This window comes from Pseudoflavonifractor sp. HNCC25GI2, from assembly GCF_058136395.1.
Window position 1 is genome coordinate 455,512 of the sequence record NZ_JBYUOW010000001.1, and the last position, 16,069, is coordinate 471,580.

The 16,069-nt window shown below is 62.3% G+C and carries 12 protein-coding genes; 7 read left to right on the forward strand and 5 right to left on the reverse strand.

The window, feature by feature from the left end; all coding sequences use genetic code 11:
* The first annotated feature begins 1 nt into the window (after position 1).
* A complete protein-coding gene (locus AC3YUO_RS02155) occupies positions 2-886 on the forward strand; it encodes a CheR family methyltransferase (protein WP_489961394.1) in 885 nt (294 codons plus the stop codon).
* On the forward strand, positions 867-1,922 hold the full coding sequence (locus AC3YUO_RS02160; RefSeq protein ID WP_489961395.1) for a protein-glutamate methylesterase/protein-glutamine glutaminase: 1,056 nt from the start codon (positions 867-869) through the stop codon (positions 1,920-1,922). The genes AC3YUO_RS02155 and AC3YUO_RS02160 overlap by 20 nt, the downstream gene beginning before the upstream one ends.
* Before the next feature lie 45 nt (positions 1,923-1,967).
* Here the strand turns inward: AC3YUO_RS02160 and AC3YUO_RS02165 are convergent, their stop codons facing one another.
* The 4 genes from AC3YUO_RS02165 to AC3YUO_RS02180 all read right to left on the reverse strand — a co-directional run bounded on the left by AC3YUO_RS02165 (position 1,968) and on the right by AC3YUO_RS02180 (position 8,825).
* The gene (locus tag AC3YUO_RS02165; protein ID WP_489961396.1) at positions 1,968-5,042 is read right to left on the reverse strand and encodes an FkbM family methyltransferase; all 3,075 of its coding nucleotides are present in this window, start codon (positions 5,040-5,042) and stop codon (positions 1,968-1,970) included.
* An 826-nt stretch (positions 5,043-5,868) separates the two neighbouring features.
* Positions 5,869-6,972 (reverse strand): flagellin N-terminal helical domain-containing protein, encoded by a 1,104-nt coding sequence (locus AC3YUO_RS02170; protein WP_489961397.1) that lies wholly within the window; start codon positions 6,970-6,972, stop codon positions 5,869-5,871.
* Positions 6,973-7,227: 255 nt separating this feature from the next.
* Positions 7,228-8,031, reverse strand: coding sequence for a late competence development ComFB family protein (locus tag AC3YUO_RS02175; RefSeq protein WP_489961398.1), 804 nt, complete (start codon positions 8,029-8,031; stop codon positions 7,228-7,230).
* Positions 8,031-8,825 carry a ParA family protein gene (locus AC3YUO_RS02180; RefSeq protein ID WP_489961399.1) on the reverse strand — a complete coding sequence of 265 codons (795 nt, stop codon included), beginning with the start codon at positions 8,823-8,825 and terminating at the stop codon, positions 8,031-8,033. The genes AC3YUO_RS02175 and AC3YUO_RS02180 overlap by 1 nt, the downstream gene beginning before the upstream one ends.
* 246 nt (positions 8,826-9,071) lie before the next feature.
* Here AC3YUO_RS02180 and fliD point away from each other — a divergent pair, with 246 nt between their 5' ends.
* From fliD to AC3YUO_RS02195, 3 genes are read left to right on the forward strand one after another with little or no spacing between them, the layout of a single operon-like run.
* The gene (fliD, locus tag AC3YUO_RS02185; RefSeq protein ID WP_489961400.1) at positions 9,072-11,669 is read left to right on the forward strand and encodes a flagellar filament capping protein FliD; all 2,598 of its coding nucleotides are present in this window, start codon (positions 9,072-9,074) and stop codon (positions 11,667-11,669) included.
* A 35-nt stretch (positions 11,670-11,704) separates the two neighbouring features.
* Complete coding sequence (locus AC3YUO_RS02190) at positions 11,705-12,073, forward strand: flagellar export chaperone FliS (protein WP_489961401.1); 369 nt, start codon at positions 11,705-11,707, stop codon at positions 12,071-12,073.
* Positions 12,074-12,084: 11 nt separating this feature from the next.
* Complete coding sequence (locus AC3YUO_RS02195) at positions 12,085-12,486, forward strand: hypothetical protein (RefSeq protein WP_489961402.1); 402 nt, start codon at positions 12,085-12,087, stop codon at positions 12,484-12,486.
* Positions 12,487-12,557: 71 nt separating this feature from the next.
* Here the strand turns inward: AC3YUO_RS02195 and AC3YUO_RS02200 are convergent, their stop codons facing one another.
* Positions 12,558-13,403, reverse strand: coding sequence for a C39 family peptidase (locus AC3YUO_RS02200; protein WP_489961403.1), 846 nt, complete (start codon positions 13,401-13,403; stop codon positions 12,558-12,560).
* Between the two features lie 76 nt (positions 13,404-13,479).
* Between AC3YUO_RS02200 and AC3YUO_RS02205 the strand changes: the two genes are divergently transcribed.
* Positions 13,480-14,190, forward strand: a complete 711-nt coding sequence (locus AC3YUO_RS02205; protein WP_489961404.1) for a cell division ATP-binding protein FtsE — start codon at positions 13,480-13,482, stop codon at positions 14,188-14,190.
* A gap of 87 nt (positions 14,191-14,277) precedes the next feature.
* Positions 14,278-16,038: a methyl-accepting chemotaxis protein gene (locus AC3YUO_RS02210; protein ID WP_489961405.1), complete on the forward strand. Its 1,761-nt coding sequence runs from the start codon at positions 14,278-14,280 to the stop codon at positions 16,036-16,038.
* Positions 16,039-16,069 lie beyond the last annotated feature (31 nt).

The following is a 16,069-nucleotide window of genomic DNA, read 5'->3' on the forward strand; positions in this document are numbered from 1 at the left end:
CATGGACATGATGTTTCACGATTTGGTCATCACGGACGCGGACTTTCAGCGTCTGGTCCAATTCATTCACAAAAATTACGGCATTGACCTGAGCAAGAAGCGGCAGCTCATTACCAGCCGCCTCTCCCACTCCCTGAAGGCCAGGGGCTATCCGGACTTCAAGTCCTTTCTGGAGCACCTGTTCACCAGCAAGGACCCCCAGGACTTGGAGCTGGTGCTCAACAAGCTGACCACCAATTACACCTACTTCCTCCGGGAAAAGGACCACTTCACCTTCTTCCGCAACACGATACTGCCCGAGCTGGAGCAGCGCCACCGCCGGGACAAGGTGCTGTCCATCTGGAGCGCCGGCTGTTCCAGCGGGGAGGAGCCCTACACCCTGTCCATCTACCTCAAGGAGTACTTCGGGCCCCATGCCGGCGAGTGGGACACCCGGATCCTGGCCACCGACATCTCCCAGCAGGCCATGGCCAAGGCCAAGGCGGGCGTCTATCAGCCGCCGGCCGACATGCCTCCGGAGTGGCTGCGGCGCTACTTTGTCCCCAGCAAGGCAACCCCCGGTGAATACGCGGTGGCGCCCGACATCCGGAACAACGTCATCTTCCGCACCTTCAACCTGATGGATCCCATCCAGTTCAAGCTGAAATTTGACGTCATTTTCTGCCGGAATGTCATGATATACTTCGATCAGAGCACACGGGACGCGCTGGTCCGCCGTTTTTATGACGCGATGACCCCCAACGCCTATCTGTTTATCAGCCACTCGGAGTCCCTGGGGCAGACGCCCTTGTTCCGCATGGTGGCTCCCGCCGTCTACCGCAAGAACAGCGCCCCATCCCGCCCGCAGGAAGGAGCGAAGCAAACACATGTTACCTCCGCAACGTAAAATCCGGGTCCTGGTGGTGGATGACTCCGCCGTGGCCCGCGCTTTTTTGACCAAGGGGCTGTCCGCCTACCCCAACATCCAGGTGGTGGGCTACGCCATCAATGCCCTGGACGCCAAGGCCAAGATCCTCCGTCTCAAGCCTGAGGTCATGACCCTGGACGTGGAGATGCCCGGCACCAACGGCATTGATTTTCTGGGGCAGCTTCTGCCCGAGTATCCCCTGCCCGTCATTCTGGTCTCCAGCCTGAATCTGCGGGTCTTTGACGCCCTGGCCGCCGGCGCGGTGGACTTTGTCCGCAAGCCCGACGGAACGGAGAGCCGGGACGCTTTCTTCCGCTCCCTGTCCCAAAAAATTGTGGTGGCCTCCTGTGCCAAGGTGCTCCCCCGGCGGCGTCCCGCCCAGGCTTCCGCCCCCGTTCCCGCCCCCTCGGCGCTGGGCCGGAGCGGCGGTGTGGATCTGGACCACACCATCATCGGACTGGGCGCCTCCACCGGCGGCACGGAGGCCACGCTGGAGGTCATGAAGCGACTGCCCGCCGACATTCCCGGCATGGTCATCGTCCAGCACATGCCCCCCGGCTTCACCGCCATGTACGCCCAGCGCCTCAACCGGCTGTGCGCCATGGAGGTGCGGGAAGCCAAAAACGGAGATGAGATCCGCCGCGGCCTGGCTCTGGTGGCCCCCGCCGACCTCCAGGCGCGGGTGGTGCGTATGGGCAGCCGGTACACGCTGGCCTGCCAGCCCGGAGAAAAGGTCAGCGGCCACCGCCCCTCGGTGGACGCCCTGTTCACCTCCATGGCCGCCCAGGTCAAGTGCCACATGGTGGGCATCATCATGACCGGCATGGGCCGGGACGGCGCCAGCGGCCTTCTGGAGATGCGCAAGGCCGGCGCTTACACCATCGGACAGGACAAGGAGTCCTGCGTGGTGTACGGAATGCCCGGCGTAGCCCAGGAAATCGGAGCGGTGAAGATTCAGGCCTCCTGCGAAAACATTGCCGCCGTACTTATGCAGCATCTGAAAACCGGACTGTAAAAAAACGTCCGCTCCCCTTGTGGGGAGCGGACGTTTTGCATTTCTTCAGGACAGCGGCGGAAGAGCCAGCAGGGAAATTTCGCTGGACCACAGGTCACTGCCGTGGTACCGCAGGTAAAAGCGGTATCCCGGGACCTCCTGCTCCACCATGTACGCCAGCTTCCACAGGTCCTCAAAGTTGTGGTAGACGGACAGGGCCAGCTTGGGCCGGTCTCTGCGGAGATGGTCCATACACCCCTCCAGTGCCCCCTGCTCAGCGCCCTCAATGTCCATCTTGATGAGCGTCAGGGGTTCGGTAATGTCGTCGTCCAGAGCGACCACCTCCACCCGCTCCTCGCCCTGGCCCTCCAGGCCGTTGGCGGAGCTGTCGTCGTTGGTGGAGAGGAACATCTCCCCCGGGCCTGCCCCCGCACCCTTCCGGCGGCAAATCACGTTGGAATAGGGTGCCGTGGCCCGGAGAAGCTTCCGGTAGCTCTCCGGCGTAATCTCATAGCAGTAGTAGCGTTTATAGCCTTCCGCTCCGTAGTTCTTCACGTAGGACAGGAAGGTATCCCCCACAAAGGCGCCCAGGTCAGCCACCACGTCCTCCTCGTCGCAGGACAGCACCTCCAGGTCGAAGTAATCGTCAAAGCGCTGGTCGATGACGCTGTTCAGGGGCTCTGTCTCAAAATACCGCCAGTTCCGCAGCACAGCCAGCAGGGTGCGGCGGGAGCGGTTATCCATCAGATGGCGGTACATCCAGGCAAACTCCTGCCAGTGGGCAAAAAAGGCCTGGGCAATGTGGTCCAGCACCTGCTCCTGACTGCTGCCCCAGAGGGGGAATCGCTTCCAGTAGGAGCTCAATCCCTTCCGGTTTCTCACATCCAGCTTATCAAAGCTGGCCTGGATCGCCTTCCGCGCCTCCTCCAGGCTGGAAAACCGGCACCCCTGCTCCAGCGCGGCAAAGTCCCGCTCCACATCGGGGGCGGCGGGCTCCCACGGAGCGGCGTCCGGCTGTGCTCCGTCCTCCAGCAGGTAGGCCACCTTCCGGTAGGCATCACTCTCCTTCAGCTGAACCACCGCCGGATCGTCGGGGGCGTACCGGGCCAGCACCGCGCGAATCTGGCCGGCCAGCTCCCGCAGCTGGGGATCGGCAGGACGGGCGGGGCGGCGGCGCTTCATAAACTCCACCATGCCCTTCATGGCCGGAGCAGCCTGCAGTGCCTGGCGCAGGGCACGCACCCAGCCCAGCTCGTCTCCACTCTCCCAGGCGCGCTGCCCCTTCATCAGCAGCAGGGCAAACCGGTGCATCCCGGGCAGGGCGTTCCAGTCCTCCTCGCTCTCCAGGAGCGCGGGGCTGTAATAGTTGGGCATGTAGTCCGCCGCCAAACTGAGGAACTGTCCGCACAGCCGCTTGGCGCGTCCCGGTCTCTGCCAGGTTTCAATCCGAAGCGCCGCCATGGTCAGCTCAAAGGCAAACTGGAACCGGGACATGGAGGCGGTAAAATCACAGCCGTCCATCCAGTCCAACAGGGTACTCACAAATTCCGGCTTCTGCCCCTCCACAAGCGCGGCGGCCGTATTCCGGTTTTCCTGGGCACTGCGCCGGAAGAAGGATTCCGGCAGGGGGAGCCCCAGCTCCACGGCCCGGCGGATGGCCACTGCGGGCACCTGCCGCCAATCCTGGATGCGCTCCAGAAGCTTTTGTCCCTCTTCCGCGTCGGCGTCCATCAGGCGGGCAGCCCAGCCCAGCTCGCAGGGCACCTCCCGGAACAGGCGCCAGCGGCAGGGCAGCTGTTCCTCGTCGCTGTCGTTTGCGTCCTCTGCCGGTTGGAACCGTCCCGCAGCCAGCAGCAGCCACTTATCCTGCTCCTCCTTGCGGTGCTTCTCCTTATCCGGATCCTCTTCCGGGGCAGCCGTCAGCACAGGGCCCAGCACCGCGCCAATCCGCTTCTTCACCTCTCCATGCTCCCGCAGGAGGTCCATGGCCCGCAGATAGGCAGCAGAGGCGGCCATTTCCAGCGTCCCGGCCTCCACCGGCAGCAACGCGGCCAGTGCCTCCTCCTCCCGGCCCAGCCGGGCCAGACACTCGCCCTTCATACACAGCATATGCTGACGGTCATCCTCCGTCAGAAAGTTGAGCGAGGAAGCCATGGTCTCTTTCAGCACTGTGGTGCGCTGCCTGTCACACGATTCCTGTGCCTTCAGGTAGATGTCCGCCCAATGCAGCGCCGTCTTATATTCCTTCTTTTTCCGGAAATAGCTTACCGCACCAAACGCAACATCCACCTGGAAATAGACGCTCCGGGCAATATGCTCCTCCCCCCAGGCCAGCCACTCCGGCGCCTGGGGCAGGTCCTCCACCAGAGCGGTCTGCAGGCAGGCTCGGCACAGCGCCAGTCCAAAGGGCTTCTGCGCCAGCTCCGGCTGGGCCGCAAACAGCTCCATGGCCCGCTGGAGGTATCCAATCCGTTCCTGCGGAAATTGGTTGGAGGACTCCACACACTGGTTGAGCCGCCGCAGATCATTTGGATTCTTTTTCAGCTCCGCCCGGAGAAGCTTCATGTTGCGCTCCGCCTTCTTTTTGCTCCGTTCCAGACTTTGAAAGGCGTAGCCGTCGTGATTAAAGATCGTTTTGCTGAGCAAAGTGGTATCCGCTCCTGCGGGCAGCACCCAGCTCTCATGGATGCTGCCCTGGTAGCGCAGGCCGCTGTCCAGACGCAGCATCCGGGGCGCAGGAAAATCTCCGTACCGCCCGTCCATCTCTTTGGAGTGATAGTTGCGCTGGATGACAAAGGCCAGCAGCAGGTTCTTGGGATGCTTGCCCCACAGGAATTCCTTCAGCTCTCTCAAGTCAGGAACCAGATATTCGTCGGCGTCCACCGTCAGGTACCACTTGCCGGTGCAGCGGTCCATCACCGCGTTCCGGGCGGCGGAAAAGTCGTCGTTCCAGGGGAAATCGAAGAGAATATCCGCATACTGCTCCGCCACCTCCCGGGTACCGTCGGTGGACCCGGTATCGGCGATCACCAGCTGACAGGGCACCGCGTCCCGCAGGGGCTGGAGGGCCTGGAGGCATCTTTCCACGCAGCGTATCTCGTTTTTGACAATCATACCAATGGACAGCAGTGGTCGTTCCATTGTAAAATCACACCTTTTTGTCTGATTTGAATAGCCGGCACATATCCCGGTCCTCCCGGCTCCGGCGGGGCGGGGATATCTGACGGCCGGTCTTCACTTGAAAAGGGGCCGGTTCCGAAGAACCGGCCCCTCGGTGTCACAGCGGACTGAGCCATAGGGCGCCCACTCATGGCTTTGCCCACTGCGTATATGTCCTGGGACACGGGACGCCGCACTCAATGCGGCAGCCTCCGCGTCCTCTGGACACCAGATTTATTGGGGCCGACAACCTGCGGCGCACGCCGCTGGGCTTCGGCGGGGGCCCCGGTCAGGACGGCCATGCTGTCCCAGGCCGGGATTCGCCTCCATTATGCGGCAGTCTTGCTTACTGCAGCAGCTGCAGCACGCCCTGGGGCACCTGGTTGACCTGGGCCTCGTCGACGCAAAGTCCGCTTTGTTCCGGACGCCCAAGCGTGGGCATCCGTCACGCCGCTTCCTTGCGTCTCCTCTCCCCACCAAACCCGCGGCTCACGCCGCTGGGCTTTGGTGGGGTTCCCGGTCAGGACGGCCATGCTGTCCCAGGCCGGGATTCGCCTCCATTATGCGGCAATCTTGCTTACTGCAGCAGCTGCAGCACACCCTGAGGCACCTGGTTGACCTGGGCCTCGTCGACGCAAAGTCCGCTTCGTTCCGGACGCCCAAGCGTGGGCATCCGTCACGCCGCTTCCTTGCGTCTCCTCTCCCCACCAAACCCGCGGCTCACGCCGCTGGGCTTTGGTGGGGTTCCCGGTCAGGACGGCCATGCTGTCCCAGGCCGGGATTCGCCTCCATTATGCGGCAATCTTGCTTACTGCAGCAGCTGCAGCACACCCTGAGGCACCTGGTTGGCCTGGGCCAGCATGGCCTGGGCGGACTGCACCAGGATGTTGTTCTTGGTGTAGGCCATCATTTCGTCGGCCACGTCGGTGTCGCGGATGGTGGACTCGGCGTCCTGGATGTTCTCAGTCATCACGGACAGGTTGTTGATGGTGTGGTCCAGACGGTTCTGGGTGGCACCCAGAGTACCACGGACAGAGGACACTGTGTTGATGGCCGCCTTGATGGTGTCCACAGCCGCCTGGGCGCTGGCCTGGTCGCTGATCTTGATCTTAATCTTATCCAGGCCCAGCTTTGCAGCGTGCATATCCTGGATGCCCACCTTCAGCTGGTTGTAGCTGGCGCTGGTGTCGCCAATCTGCAGGGTCAGGTCGGCGCCGTCCTTGGTCAGAGTCACCTGAGTGGGGGTACCAGTGGCAATCGTGACGCCATTCTTGCCGGCAGCGGTGGCCAGAGTGGTCAAGTCTTTGAAGGTGGCACCGTCGTTGCCGTTGGCAGAGGCATTGAAGGTATAGGTCTTGCCGTCGATGGTGACGGTATCGCCAGCCTTGAAGGTACCGCTCAGGTCCAGCTGAGTACCGGCGGTAATGGCAACGTTGCCAATGGTGCCGCTGAGCTTGCTGGTGATGTCGATGTTCTTGGTGTTGCTGTCCATGGAGCCGTCCAGCAGGTTGATGCCGTTGAAGTTGGAGCTGTCGGCGATACGGTCGATCTCGCTGGTCAGCTGATCAAACTCCTTCTGCAGGTTGGCACGGTCGGTGGCGTCATCGTAGGTGCCGTTGGCGGACTGGTCGGCCAGCTCCACCATACGGTTGAGCATGTCGTGAACCTCAGTCAGAGCACCCTCAGCGGTCTGCACCAGGGAGATGCCGTCCTTGGCATTCTTCTGAGCGGTCTCCAGGCCGGTGATCTGAGCACGCATCTTCTCGCTGATGGCCAGGCCAGCGGCGTCGTCGCCGGCGCGGTTGATCTTATAGCCGGAAGACAGCTTCTCCAGGTTCTTGCTCAGGGCGCTGGAGTTGTTGGTGTAGTTACGGTAGGCGTTCATAGCCATAATGTTGTGCTGGATACGCATAATTATTTCCTCCTTGAAGCTTTGGCGGGGTAAGTTCCTTCTCACCCGTCGAAACAAGTTTGCCTGCCGCATCCGCAGGCCTTTTCGGACCCGGACAGGCTGCTTATGGGAGGCGGCAGGGCCGCGGCTCAACCGCCTCACTGTGTATGTCGGCCGTTTTCCGTCAAAAATAAACCCCCTGCCCAAAATTTTTCCGTAAAAAATCAGCCCGCCCCACCGGAGCTTCTCCGGCAGGGCGGGCTGTCATGCACTTGTCTATTGGGTGTGCCGGGGGGACTCCATGACCGTTTTGCAGGCCTGGATCACCTGGGCAATCACCTGGGGCTCAAATTTGGCCCGGTACAGGCTGAGCATCGGCGTTGCGGCCGTGTCCGGAAGCACCACGTACTTGGGCGGCAGACGGGTCAGCGCCAGGGCCCGGACGTCCGCCAGGCACCGGGGGCAGGTACACAGTCCGAACATGTGCACATACCGCTCCAGCCGCTCATCCACCAGCTGTTCCATCACGTTGACGCACACCGCCCCGTCGGGCAGACGGGTCTCCCGCGGAGCGAAGGGGGCCGCAGGCTCCTCCCGGGGCTCCGGCACGGGTTCCGGTGAAGGCGCCTCCTCCGGCGCAGCCACAGGCTCCGGGGCAGGTTCCAGCTCGGAAACAGGAGCTGCCTCCTCCTGGGCCGCAGGCTGGGGCTGCTCCGGCTCCTCCGCCGGTTCCCCCGTGGGGGCCGGCTGCGCGGGCTCGCTCTCAACACTCTCCCCCTGCTGGGCCAGTTCCTCTTCCAGCGCCTGGCTCAGGGCATCCCGGATGGTCTGGGACAGGGCCTCGTTGTTGGTCTTGGCCACCTGGAGAATGGGAGCGGTCAAGCCTCCCTCCCGCACGCCGGGCTGCACCTTGGGCTTCGCCTCTCCGCCCGGAGAACCCCCTTCCGTCTGAGGGGAGACGGGCGTCTGCGAGGTCTCCTGCCCCGCCGGGGCGGAGGCGGGCTCCTCCTTGGCTCCGCCAGAGAGCAGGCTGAGCACATGGTCTGTCTTGCTGCTGCGGCTTCCTTTTCTGCCTGCCATCAGCGTCTGCCTCCTCTCTTCTCAACCCGCGGAAAGCGGCTCCCGGCCACCTGGTCGCACAGCGCCTCAAAATCCTGGGCCGGCTTGGAGGACGGGGCATAGTCAATGACGCTCTGCCCGTGGGCGGGGGCCTCCGCCGCCGAGACGCTGCTGCGGATTTTCGCCTCAAACACCACGGTGTTCAGCTGTCCGGCAATCTGTCCGGCCAGCTCCAGCACCTCCCGGTTCAGATTGAAGCGGGCGCTGTACCGGTTGAGCAGGATGCCCAGCACCTCCAGATGGGGGTTATAGTACTCCCGCACGCTCTCGATGGTCTCCTTGATCTGAGACACCCCCAGCAGGCTGAGCACCTCGGGCGCCATGGGGATAATCAACTGGTCCGCCGCCACATAGGCATTCACCGTCAGCAGATTCAGGGCCGGCGGGGTGTCCACAATGATGTAATCGTAGTTCTCCTCCACCTTGGACAGGGCGGTTTTCAGCAGAAATTCCCGCCCGGGCCGGTTGAATTCCAGCTCCGCCCCCGACAGCAGAATGTTGGAGGGCAGCAGGTCGCAGCACTCCGTGTGGGCAATGGCCTCCTCCGGCTCCACCGCGCCCCGGAACACCTCGTATATGGTGACGCACTGCTCAATGTCCAGCCCCAGACTGAACCCCAAACTTCCCTGCGGATCCAAATCCACGCCCAGCACCCGGGCGCCCCGGCGGTGCAGGCTGGCCAGCAGAGCGGCCGCCGTGGTGGTTTTCCCCACGCCGCCCTTCTGGTTGGTCACCGCAATCCTTACAGCTGACATACCCTTAGCCTCCACTCCTGTCCGGCGGTGGAAGTCTGACATATTTTCACAGGTAAAGCAGAAAAAATACGAAAGAACCCTTAATCTTCGCGCCGCCGCGGACGATATAAATGTCGAGAGAACATGCGAACACGTTCCAGGCCATTGTACTCAAAAGGCCATTTCTTGTCAATAAGACGCAAATTCGGCACAATGTTCCCGACTTTGGTTCTCTATTCTCGATTTTTCCATGGGGAGTGTGAAATTATGGCATCGGTCAACAGTCTGTCCAGCTCCAGTTCCTCCAGCATCTACGGAAACCGGACCTACAACATCATTTCCGGTCTGGCCAGCGGGATGGACACGGAGGAGCTAATCTCCGGCGTGGTACAGAGCTACCAGCAGAAGATCCAGTCTCTCCAGAAGGATCACACCTCACTGGAGTGGAAGCAGGAGGCCTATCAGAGCATCTCCGACAAGCTGGTGGAGTTTTCCCGGAATTATATGTCCTACGTCTACTCCTCCACCAACCTGCTCAGCTCCAGCTTCTTCAACAACGCGGTGAACACCACCACCAACGGTCTGAACGCCGCCCTCATCACCGCCACCGGAAAGACCAGCAGCGACGTGCTGGTCAACGCCGTGCGCCAGCTGGCCACCGCCGCCCGGTACAGCGTCAACGCCGACAGCCTCAACGGCAGCGTGTCCACCGACACCTCCGGCAAGACCACCATCACCGGCGGCAGCATCAACGTCAACGCGGACGACACGGTAACGGTAAGCAAGCTCTCCGGCTCGCTCTCCTTCACCTACGGCAGCAAGACCGTCTCCATCGACCTGGGCGAACGGGAGTTCTTCCAGGACGAGGACGGCAACTTTGACGCCCAGGCCCTCCAGGACGCCATTACGGAAAAGCTCAGCCAGCAGCAGATCTCCACCAGCGGCAGCTCCGGCACCGCCGACCAGTACATCGGCGTGGAGGTCAAGTCCACCTACGACGGAACCATCTCCATCTCCGTCAGCGACAAGAAGGCCGCCGGCAACAGCGTGACCATCAGCGGAGCCAGCGGCAGCCTGGGCGAGCTGGTGGGCGATCTGGGCGACGGAAAAACGTCCGTTGACCTGGGCAGTCCCGACGCGCTGACGGAGAACATCACGCTGGGCGAGTTCGTCTCCGGCCAGAGTCTGACGGTCACGCTGGACGGCAAAAGCAAGACCATCAGCCTGGACAAATTCAAGAGCATCTCGGATCTGGGCTCCTTTGAGACCGCCCTCAACGAAGAGCTGAAAAACGCTTTCGGCACCGTAACCTCCGCCGACGGCAAAACAACCAGCAACAAGGTCAGCGCCAAGCTGGACAAAAATGGCCTCTCCATCACCATGGACCCCGCCGTTCAGAACTCCTCCTTCTCCGTGACCGCCTCCAACTCCGACGTGGGGGATGTGCTGGGCATCGGCTCCGGCCTGACCAGCTATCTGGACACCAACAAGACCTTGGACGAATTGAACCTGGGCAAGGACTTCACCTGGGACAGCGGCGCCATCGTGATGGGCAGCGGCGACAAGGCCATTGAACAGAAAAATGAGGCCGGCGAAGTCATCGGCTATGTGGACGCCGACGGGAACGCCGTCAACGCGGACAACCAGCGGCTGGGCAAGGACGGCCAGGTGCTGCGCAGCTACGACCTCATCATCAACGACGTGAAGATCGGCTCCTATACCCGGGACACCGAGATGAACACCATCATCAACGACATCAACTCCAACACCGAGGCCGGAGTTAAGGTGGACTACTCCAAGACCTCCGGTCAGTTCGTCTTTACCGCCAAGGACACCGGTTCGGGCGGTCGGGTGGACATCAAAACCGGCGGACTGGGCGACGTCCTCTTCGGCGCAACGGTCAACGAGCCGGAAAATCCCGATTCCACCCAGCTCTCCAGCACCAAGAAGGGCTCCTACGAGGCCGGTGTGGACGCCGTGCTCAACGTCACCATCAACGGCCAGAACATGGAGCTGGTCCGCTCCTCCAACACCGTGGACCTGGACGGCCTGTCCGTCACCCTCAACGGCACCTTCAACGAGGAGGCCACCGAGGAGGAAATCAAGACCATGTCCACCTCCGACAAGGTGACCTTCACCAGCAAAACCGACGCGGACACCATCGTGGACGCTGTGAAGAAGATGGTGGAGGACTTCAACACCATCATCAAAGAGGTCAAAAGCGCCTACTCCGACATGCCGCTGGAGCAGTCTGACGGCTCCCGGTATGAGCCCCTCTCCGACGACGACATGGCGGACATGAGCGAATCGGCCATCGAGGCATACGAGGAGAAGGCCAAGACCGGCATTCTGTTTATGGACAGCGACCTGTCCTCCCTCTATAACCAGCTGCGCAACGCCATCTCCGTGGGCGGCTCAGACGGCACCACCCTGCGCTCCATCGGCATCTCCACCTCCTACTCCGACGGACTGACCACCCTCACCTTTGACGAGCAGACCTTCCGTCAGGCCCTGGAGAGCGACCCCGACAAGGTACAGGAGGCCTTCACCAAATCCAAGGACAGCGGCGCTGCCACCGACGGCCTGATGGCCTCCATTCAGGACATCATCGACCGCTACGCCTCCACCACCGGCGACCCCAAGGGCATCCTCATTGAAAAGGCCGGCTCCAAATATGCCCCCACCGCCGCGCTGGACAACACCCTGCTCAACCAGATGCAGGATGTGGAGGACCAGATCTCCGAGTGGCAGGACAAGATGTCCAACAAAGTGGACTACTACACCAACAAATTCACCCAGCTGGAGCTGCTCATCAACCAGATGAATTCCCAGAGCTCGGCCCTGTCCGGGCTGCTGGGCGGCTGATGAGCCGGCAGGAAAGGAACGCACAGGCTATGGACATGCGAGGTTATCAGCACTATCGGGAGCAGGCCGTGAACACCATGACGCCCGGCGAGCTGCTTTTGCTGCTCTATGATGAGCTGGTCAAGCGTCTCACCCAGGCGGAGATCTCCCTGAACCAGGAGGACTACCCCACCTTTGAAGGGGCGGTGGACCGCAGTGTGGACATCATCCACTATCTGGATGACACGCTGGACCGGCAGTACCCCATCAGCGCACAGCTCACCCGTCTCTATGAGTACTTCTGCTATGAGCTCAGCCGTGTCAAGAGCGGCCGCAACAAGACGGAGCTTCAGCGGGTAAAGCGCATGGCCGGCGAGTTGCGGGAGAGTTTCCGCACCGCCGAAAAGAGCACCTCTGAGCGGTAAAGGAGCAGGCTATGTTGTGTGATCAGACATTGGATGAGGCCCTGGCCATCCAGCGCCGGATGTACGCCGCCCTCACAGAGGTGGCCGAGCTCACCGACGAGCTGTCCCAGGCGGTGGACCGCCGGGACTCCGTATCGGTGCGGATGTTTCTCTCCATGCGCCAGGAGGAAATCGACCGTCTGGTGGGGCACAAGGCCGCGCTGCGCCGGCAGTGTGCCCAGCTTCCTCCGGGCGACCGGGCGCTGCTTCTTCAGCTGCTCAAGGGCGAACGGGACGGCACCCTGAACTCCCCCAGCGCCCAGGCTTTGGAGCGCCAGTCCAAAAACACCCGCTCCCTGCTGGAGCGGGTGTCCCGGGCGGATCAGGCGGTCAGCCGCCGCTTTGGCGGCCCCAACTCCTTTTACGCCAAATAGCCGCCGCGCTCGCCCGCAGCAAAACGCCCCCTGCCGGCCAAGGCCGACAGGGGACGCCCCTGTTTTCTTCTTCAGCCGCCCAGCGCGGAAAAGCACCACAGCGGCGCTCCGCTGGACCGGCTGTCTGACAGCTCATCCAGAATCAGCTGCGGGTCCCACAGCGCCAGGCTGCGCTCCCGGCTGTTGGGGTCAGCCACCAGCACCTGACCGGTCAGGGTGACCCCCCGCAGCACAATAAAGTGCCCGCCGTCGGTGAAGTGCCCAGGTCCCATAAGGGCCACCAGCAGCTGTCCCGACGCCAGCATCTGGCGCAGCTCTTCGGCGGAAACCGTTCCGCAGGACTCCGCGTCCAGGCCAAAGGCCCGGGCCATTCCCTGGACGATGGACAAATAGGACCCGCTGCCCGGAGCACAGTACCCCGCCTCGTCCGCCAGCTGGGCCATCCGGGCCGGGTCCACCACTTCGCTCCCCAGGCTGGAGACCACCATGGCCATGGCCGTGGGGCCGCAGCCAAAGCCCCGGATGGGGTCAGGCCCGAAGAGGGCGTCCGCCCACGGCTCCTCCCCCTGGTTGAAGTAGACCAGCTCCACCACCCCGCCGGTCAGGACCTCCCGGTCCTGGCGCTGGACAAACTGGGTGGCTGCCGGGTCCTGGGTCAGCTCCCTGGCATCCTCCTGGGGCTCCCGGATCTCCTGGCTTACCGGAGCGGGCTCCTCTTCCCGGGCATCGCCGGGGCTTCGCTCCCACCGCTCCCGCACACTCTGGACCAGCCCGGCCGCGGGTGCGGTGATGCGCCGGTACAAGCCGGGATCCATGACCCGGCACACCGCCAGCTCCACCCCGGCCACACAGACCAGGGCCAACAGCAAAAGCCCAAACAGACGCAGACGCTTTTTCCGCCCGTTTTTTCCCTTCAACTCCAGTTCACCGCCCTCTCTGCACGTGAGAGTGATTATAGCAAATTTCCCGGTCGTTGTATAGAAGGAGCAAGCTATGCCGCAGATACGTTTGGAAGGGGTAGGAAAAGACTACCCACAAGAGCATGAAAAGCAGGTGGTACACGCCATCCAAGCCGTGGATCTGACCATCGAGCCGGGCGAGTTTGTTTTTATCACCGGCAGCAGCGGCGCGGGCAAGAGCACCCTGCTCCAGCTCATCGCCTGTGAAATTCAGCCCAGCCGCGGGTCGGTCTTTCTGGACAACATCAACGTCACCCGCCTGTCCCAGCGTCAGCGGGACCGCAGGCGGCTTCGTTTTGGCTACGTGCCCCAGTTCTCCACCCTGGCCCGGAAGCGCACCATTGAGGAAAATCTCACCTCCGTGGCCCTGCTGGGCCGGGGGCGGGCCGCCCAGCCTCCCGGCGAGCGGGTACAGAAGGCCTTGAACCTGGTGGGACTGGGCGATGTGGGCAGGCGCTACCCCGTGGAACTCTCTCTGGGGGAGAGCCGGCGGGTGGAGCTGGCCCGGGCCATCATCAACAACCCCGACATTCTGATCCTGGACGAGCTGACCGCCAATCTGGACGAGGACACCGCCTGGGACATGTTTCTCTTCTTATCCGAGCTCAACTACCACGGCATCACCGTCATCATGGCCTCTCACGCCAAAAAATTCGTCAACCTCATGCGCCGCCGGGTCATTACTCTGGTGGACGGCGCGGTGTTCGGCGATGTGCCGAAGGGCCGCTACGGCGACGTGGTCTAATCCCTCAGCATCCGCTCTGACCTTCCGTTCAGACCCGGATTTTACATAAATAGAAGGACAAAGTTTAAGAATTTGGAGGAACCAAACATGAAAAACAAACGAGTTGGGACCAAAATGCTGCTCTCTGTGGGCATCACACTGCTGCTGTCACTGGTGATGATCGTCATTTCCATTCAGACCATCATCTCCACCCGCAGCAACTACAACACCATCCTGAACGGACAGGTCTCCATCACCGAGGCCGTGCTGGAGAGCGAGATGGAAGTCAACTCCATCGCCCGTCAGCTGCGTGACATGGCGCTGTTCGGATACAGCCAGTCCACCATGGACGAGATTCAGGATTCCATCACCACCCTCACCACCACTACGGACACCATCCGCAACCTCTATACCGGCGAGGATGACCTGGCCACCCAGTACATCCAGCAGGTGGAGGACTGGGAAGCCGTCTTCGGAGACATCTCCCAGGCTCTGCAGGCCGGGGACAGCGCCCAGGTCAATCAGCTCATCCAGAACCAGTGCACCCCCAAGCTGAACCAGGCTGTATCCACCGGCGAGTCCCTCATCCAGCAGCTGGACGCCCAGAGCACGCAGCTCATTGACAAGCTGGAGAACCAGATCACCCGGGACATCATCATTCTGGTGGTGCTGGTGGTAATCAGCATCCTGGCCGGCATTGGTCTGAACCTCTACACCGTTCGCTCCATCGTCCGTCCCCTGCGCAAGGCTGAGGACGCCGTGGTAGCTTTCAGCCAGGGCAATCTGTCCTACGCTCTGGACTATGAGTCCAAGGACGAAATCGGCGGCATCTGCGACGCCGTCCGCACCTCCCAGGAGATTCTGCACAACACCATTGAGGACATCGTAGGCGTGACCAAGCGTCTGGCCGACGGCGACCTGTCCTGCGTGGTCACCCAGCAGTATCCCGGCGAGCTGGCCCCCATCAAGGAAAACATTGAGTACCTTCTGGAACAGCTCAACGACACCATGAGCAGCATCCTCCAGGCCGCCGACCAGGTGGCTGCCGGCGCCGACCAGGTGTCCACCGGCTCCCAGGCTCTGGCTCAGGGCTCCACCGAGCAGGCCAGCGCCGTGGAGGAGCTGTCCGCCACCATCAACGACCTGGACAACTCCGCTCAGGAAAACCGGAAAACCGCCCAGACCGCCAAGGACCGAGCCGACCAGGCCGCCGAGCAGGTGCGCATCAGCAACGAGCGGATGCAGGAGATGCGCAAGGCCATGGGCGAGATCCTCACCGGCCAGAAGGACATCGGCAAGATCATCGAGACCATCGAGAACATCGCCTTCCAGACCAACATTCTGGCTCTGAACGCTGCCGTGGAGGCCGCCCGTGCGGGCAGCGCCGGCAAGGGCTTTGCCGTGGTGGCTGACGAGGTGCGCAACCTGGCCTCCAAGTCCGACAGCGCCGCCAAGCAGACCAAGAAGCTCATCGAGTCCTCCATGGCCGCGGTGGAGCGGGGCGGCGAGCTGGCCGAGGATGTGGACGTCAACATGCAGAAGACCGTGGAGTGCGCCGGCGCCGCCATCGAATACATGGACAAGCTGGCGGAGAGCACCATCAGCGAGGCCGAAGCCATTGCTCAGCTGACCACCGGCGTGGACCAGATTTCCTCCGTGGTTCAGACCAACTCCGCCACCAGTGAGGAGTCCGCCGCCGCCAGCGAGGAGCTCTCCTCCCAGGCCGTGATGATGAAGCAGATGGTCCAGCGGTTCCACCTCAAGGACTCCGCCTCCTTCGCCTACGAGCCGGATCACGGGGATTCCTCCCTGTCCGCCATGCCCTCCCTGGCCTCCGTCGGGGATGAAAACCGCTTCAGCAAGTATTAAGTCCGGGCTCTCCCGGATCACAGGAAAGGAG

Bases quoted from the DNA above. Each gene is read 5' to 3' on its own strand.
- AC3YUO_RS02160 (WP_489961395.1), top strand. From the start codon at position 867: ATGTTACCTCCGCAACGTAAAATCCGGGTCCTGGTGGTGGATGACTCC.
- AC3YUO_RS02165 (WP_489961396.1), bottom strand. From the start codon at position 5,042: ATGGAACGACCACTGCTGTCCATTGGTATGATTGTCAAAAACGAGATA.
- AC3YUO_RS02205 (WP_489961404.1), top strand. From the start codon at position 13,480: ATGCCGCAGATACGTTTGGAAGGGGTAGGAAAAGACTACCCACAAGAG.
- fliD (WP_489961400.1), top strand. From the start codon at position 9,072: ATGGCATCGGTCAACAGTCTGTCCAGCTCCAGTTCCTCCAGCATCTAC.
- AC3YUO_RS02175 (WP_489961398.1), bottom strand. From the start codon at position 8,031: ATGGCAGGCAGAAAAGGAAGCCGCAGCAGCAAGACAGACCATGTGCTC.
- AC3YUO_RS02180 (WP_489961399.1), bottom strand. From the start codon at position 8,825: ATGTCAGCTGTAAGGATTGCGGTGACCAACCAGAAGGGCGGCGTGGGG.
- AC3YUO_RS02195 (WP_489961402.1), top strand. From the start codon at position 12,085: ATGTTGTGTGATCAGACATTGGATGAGGCCCTGGCCATCCAGCGCCGG.
- AC3YUO_RS02190 (WP_489961401.1), top strand. From the start codon at position 11,705: ATGCGAGGTTATCAGCACTATCGGGAGCAGGCCGTGAACACCATGACG.
- AC3YUO_RS02170 (WP_489961397.1), bottom strand. From the start codon at position 6,972: ATGCGTATCCAGCACAACATTATGGCTATGAACGCCTACCGTAACTAC.
- AC3YUO_RS02210 (WP_489961405.1), top strand. From the start codon at position 14,278: ATGAAAAACAAACGAGTTGGGACCAAAATGCTGCTCTCTGTGGGCATC.
- AC3YUO_RS02155 (WP_489961394.1), top strand. From the start codon at position 2: ATGGACATGATGTTTCACGATTTGGTCATCACGGACGCGGACTTTCAG.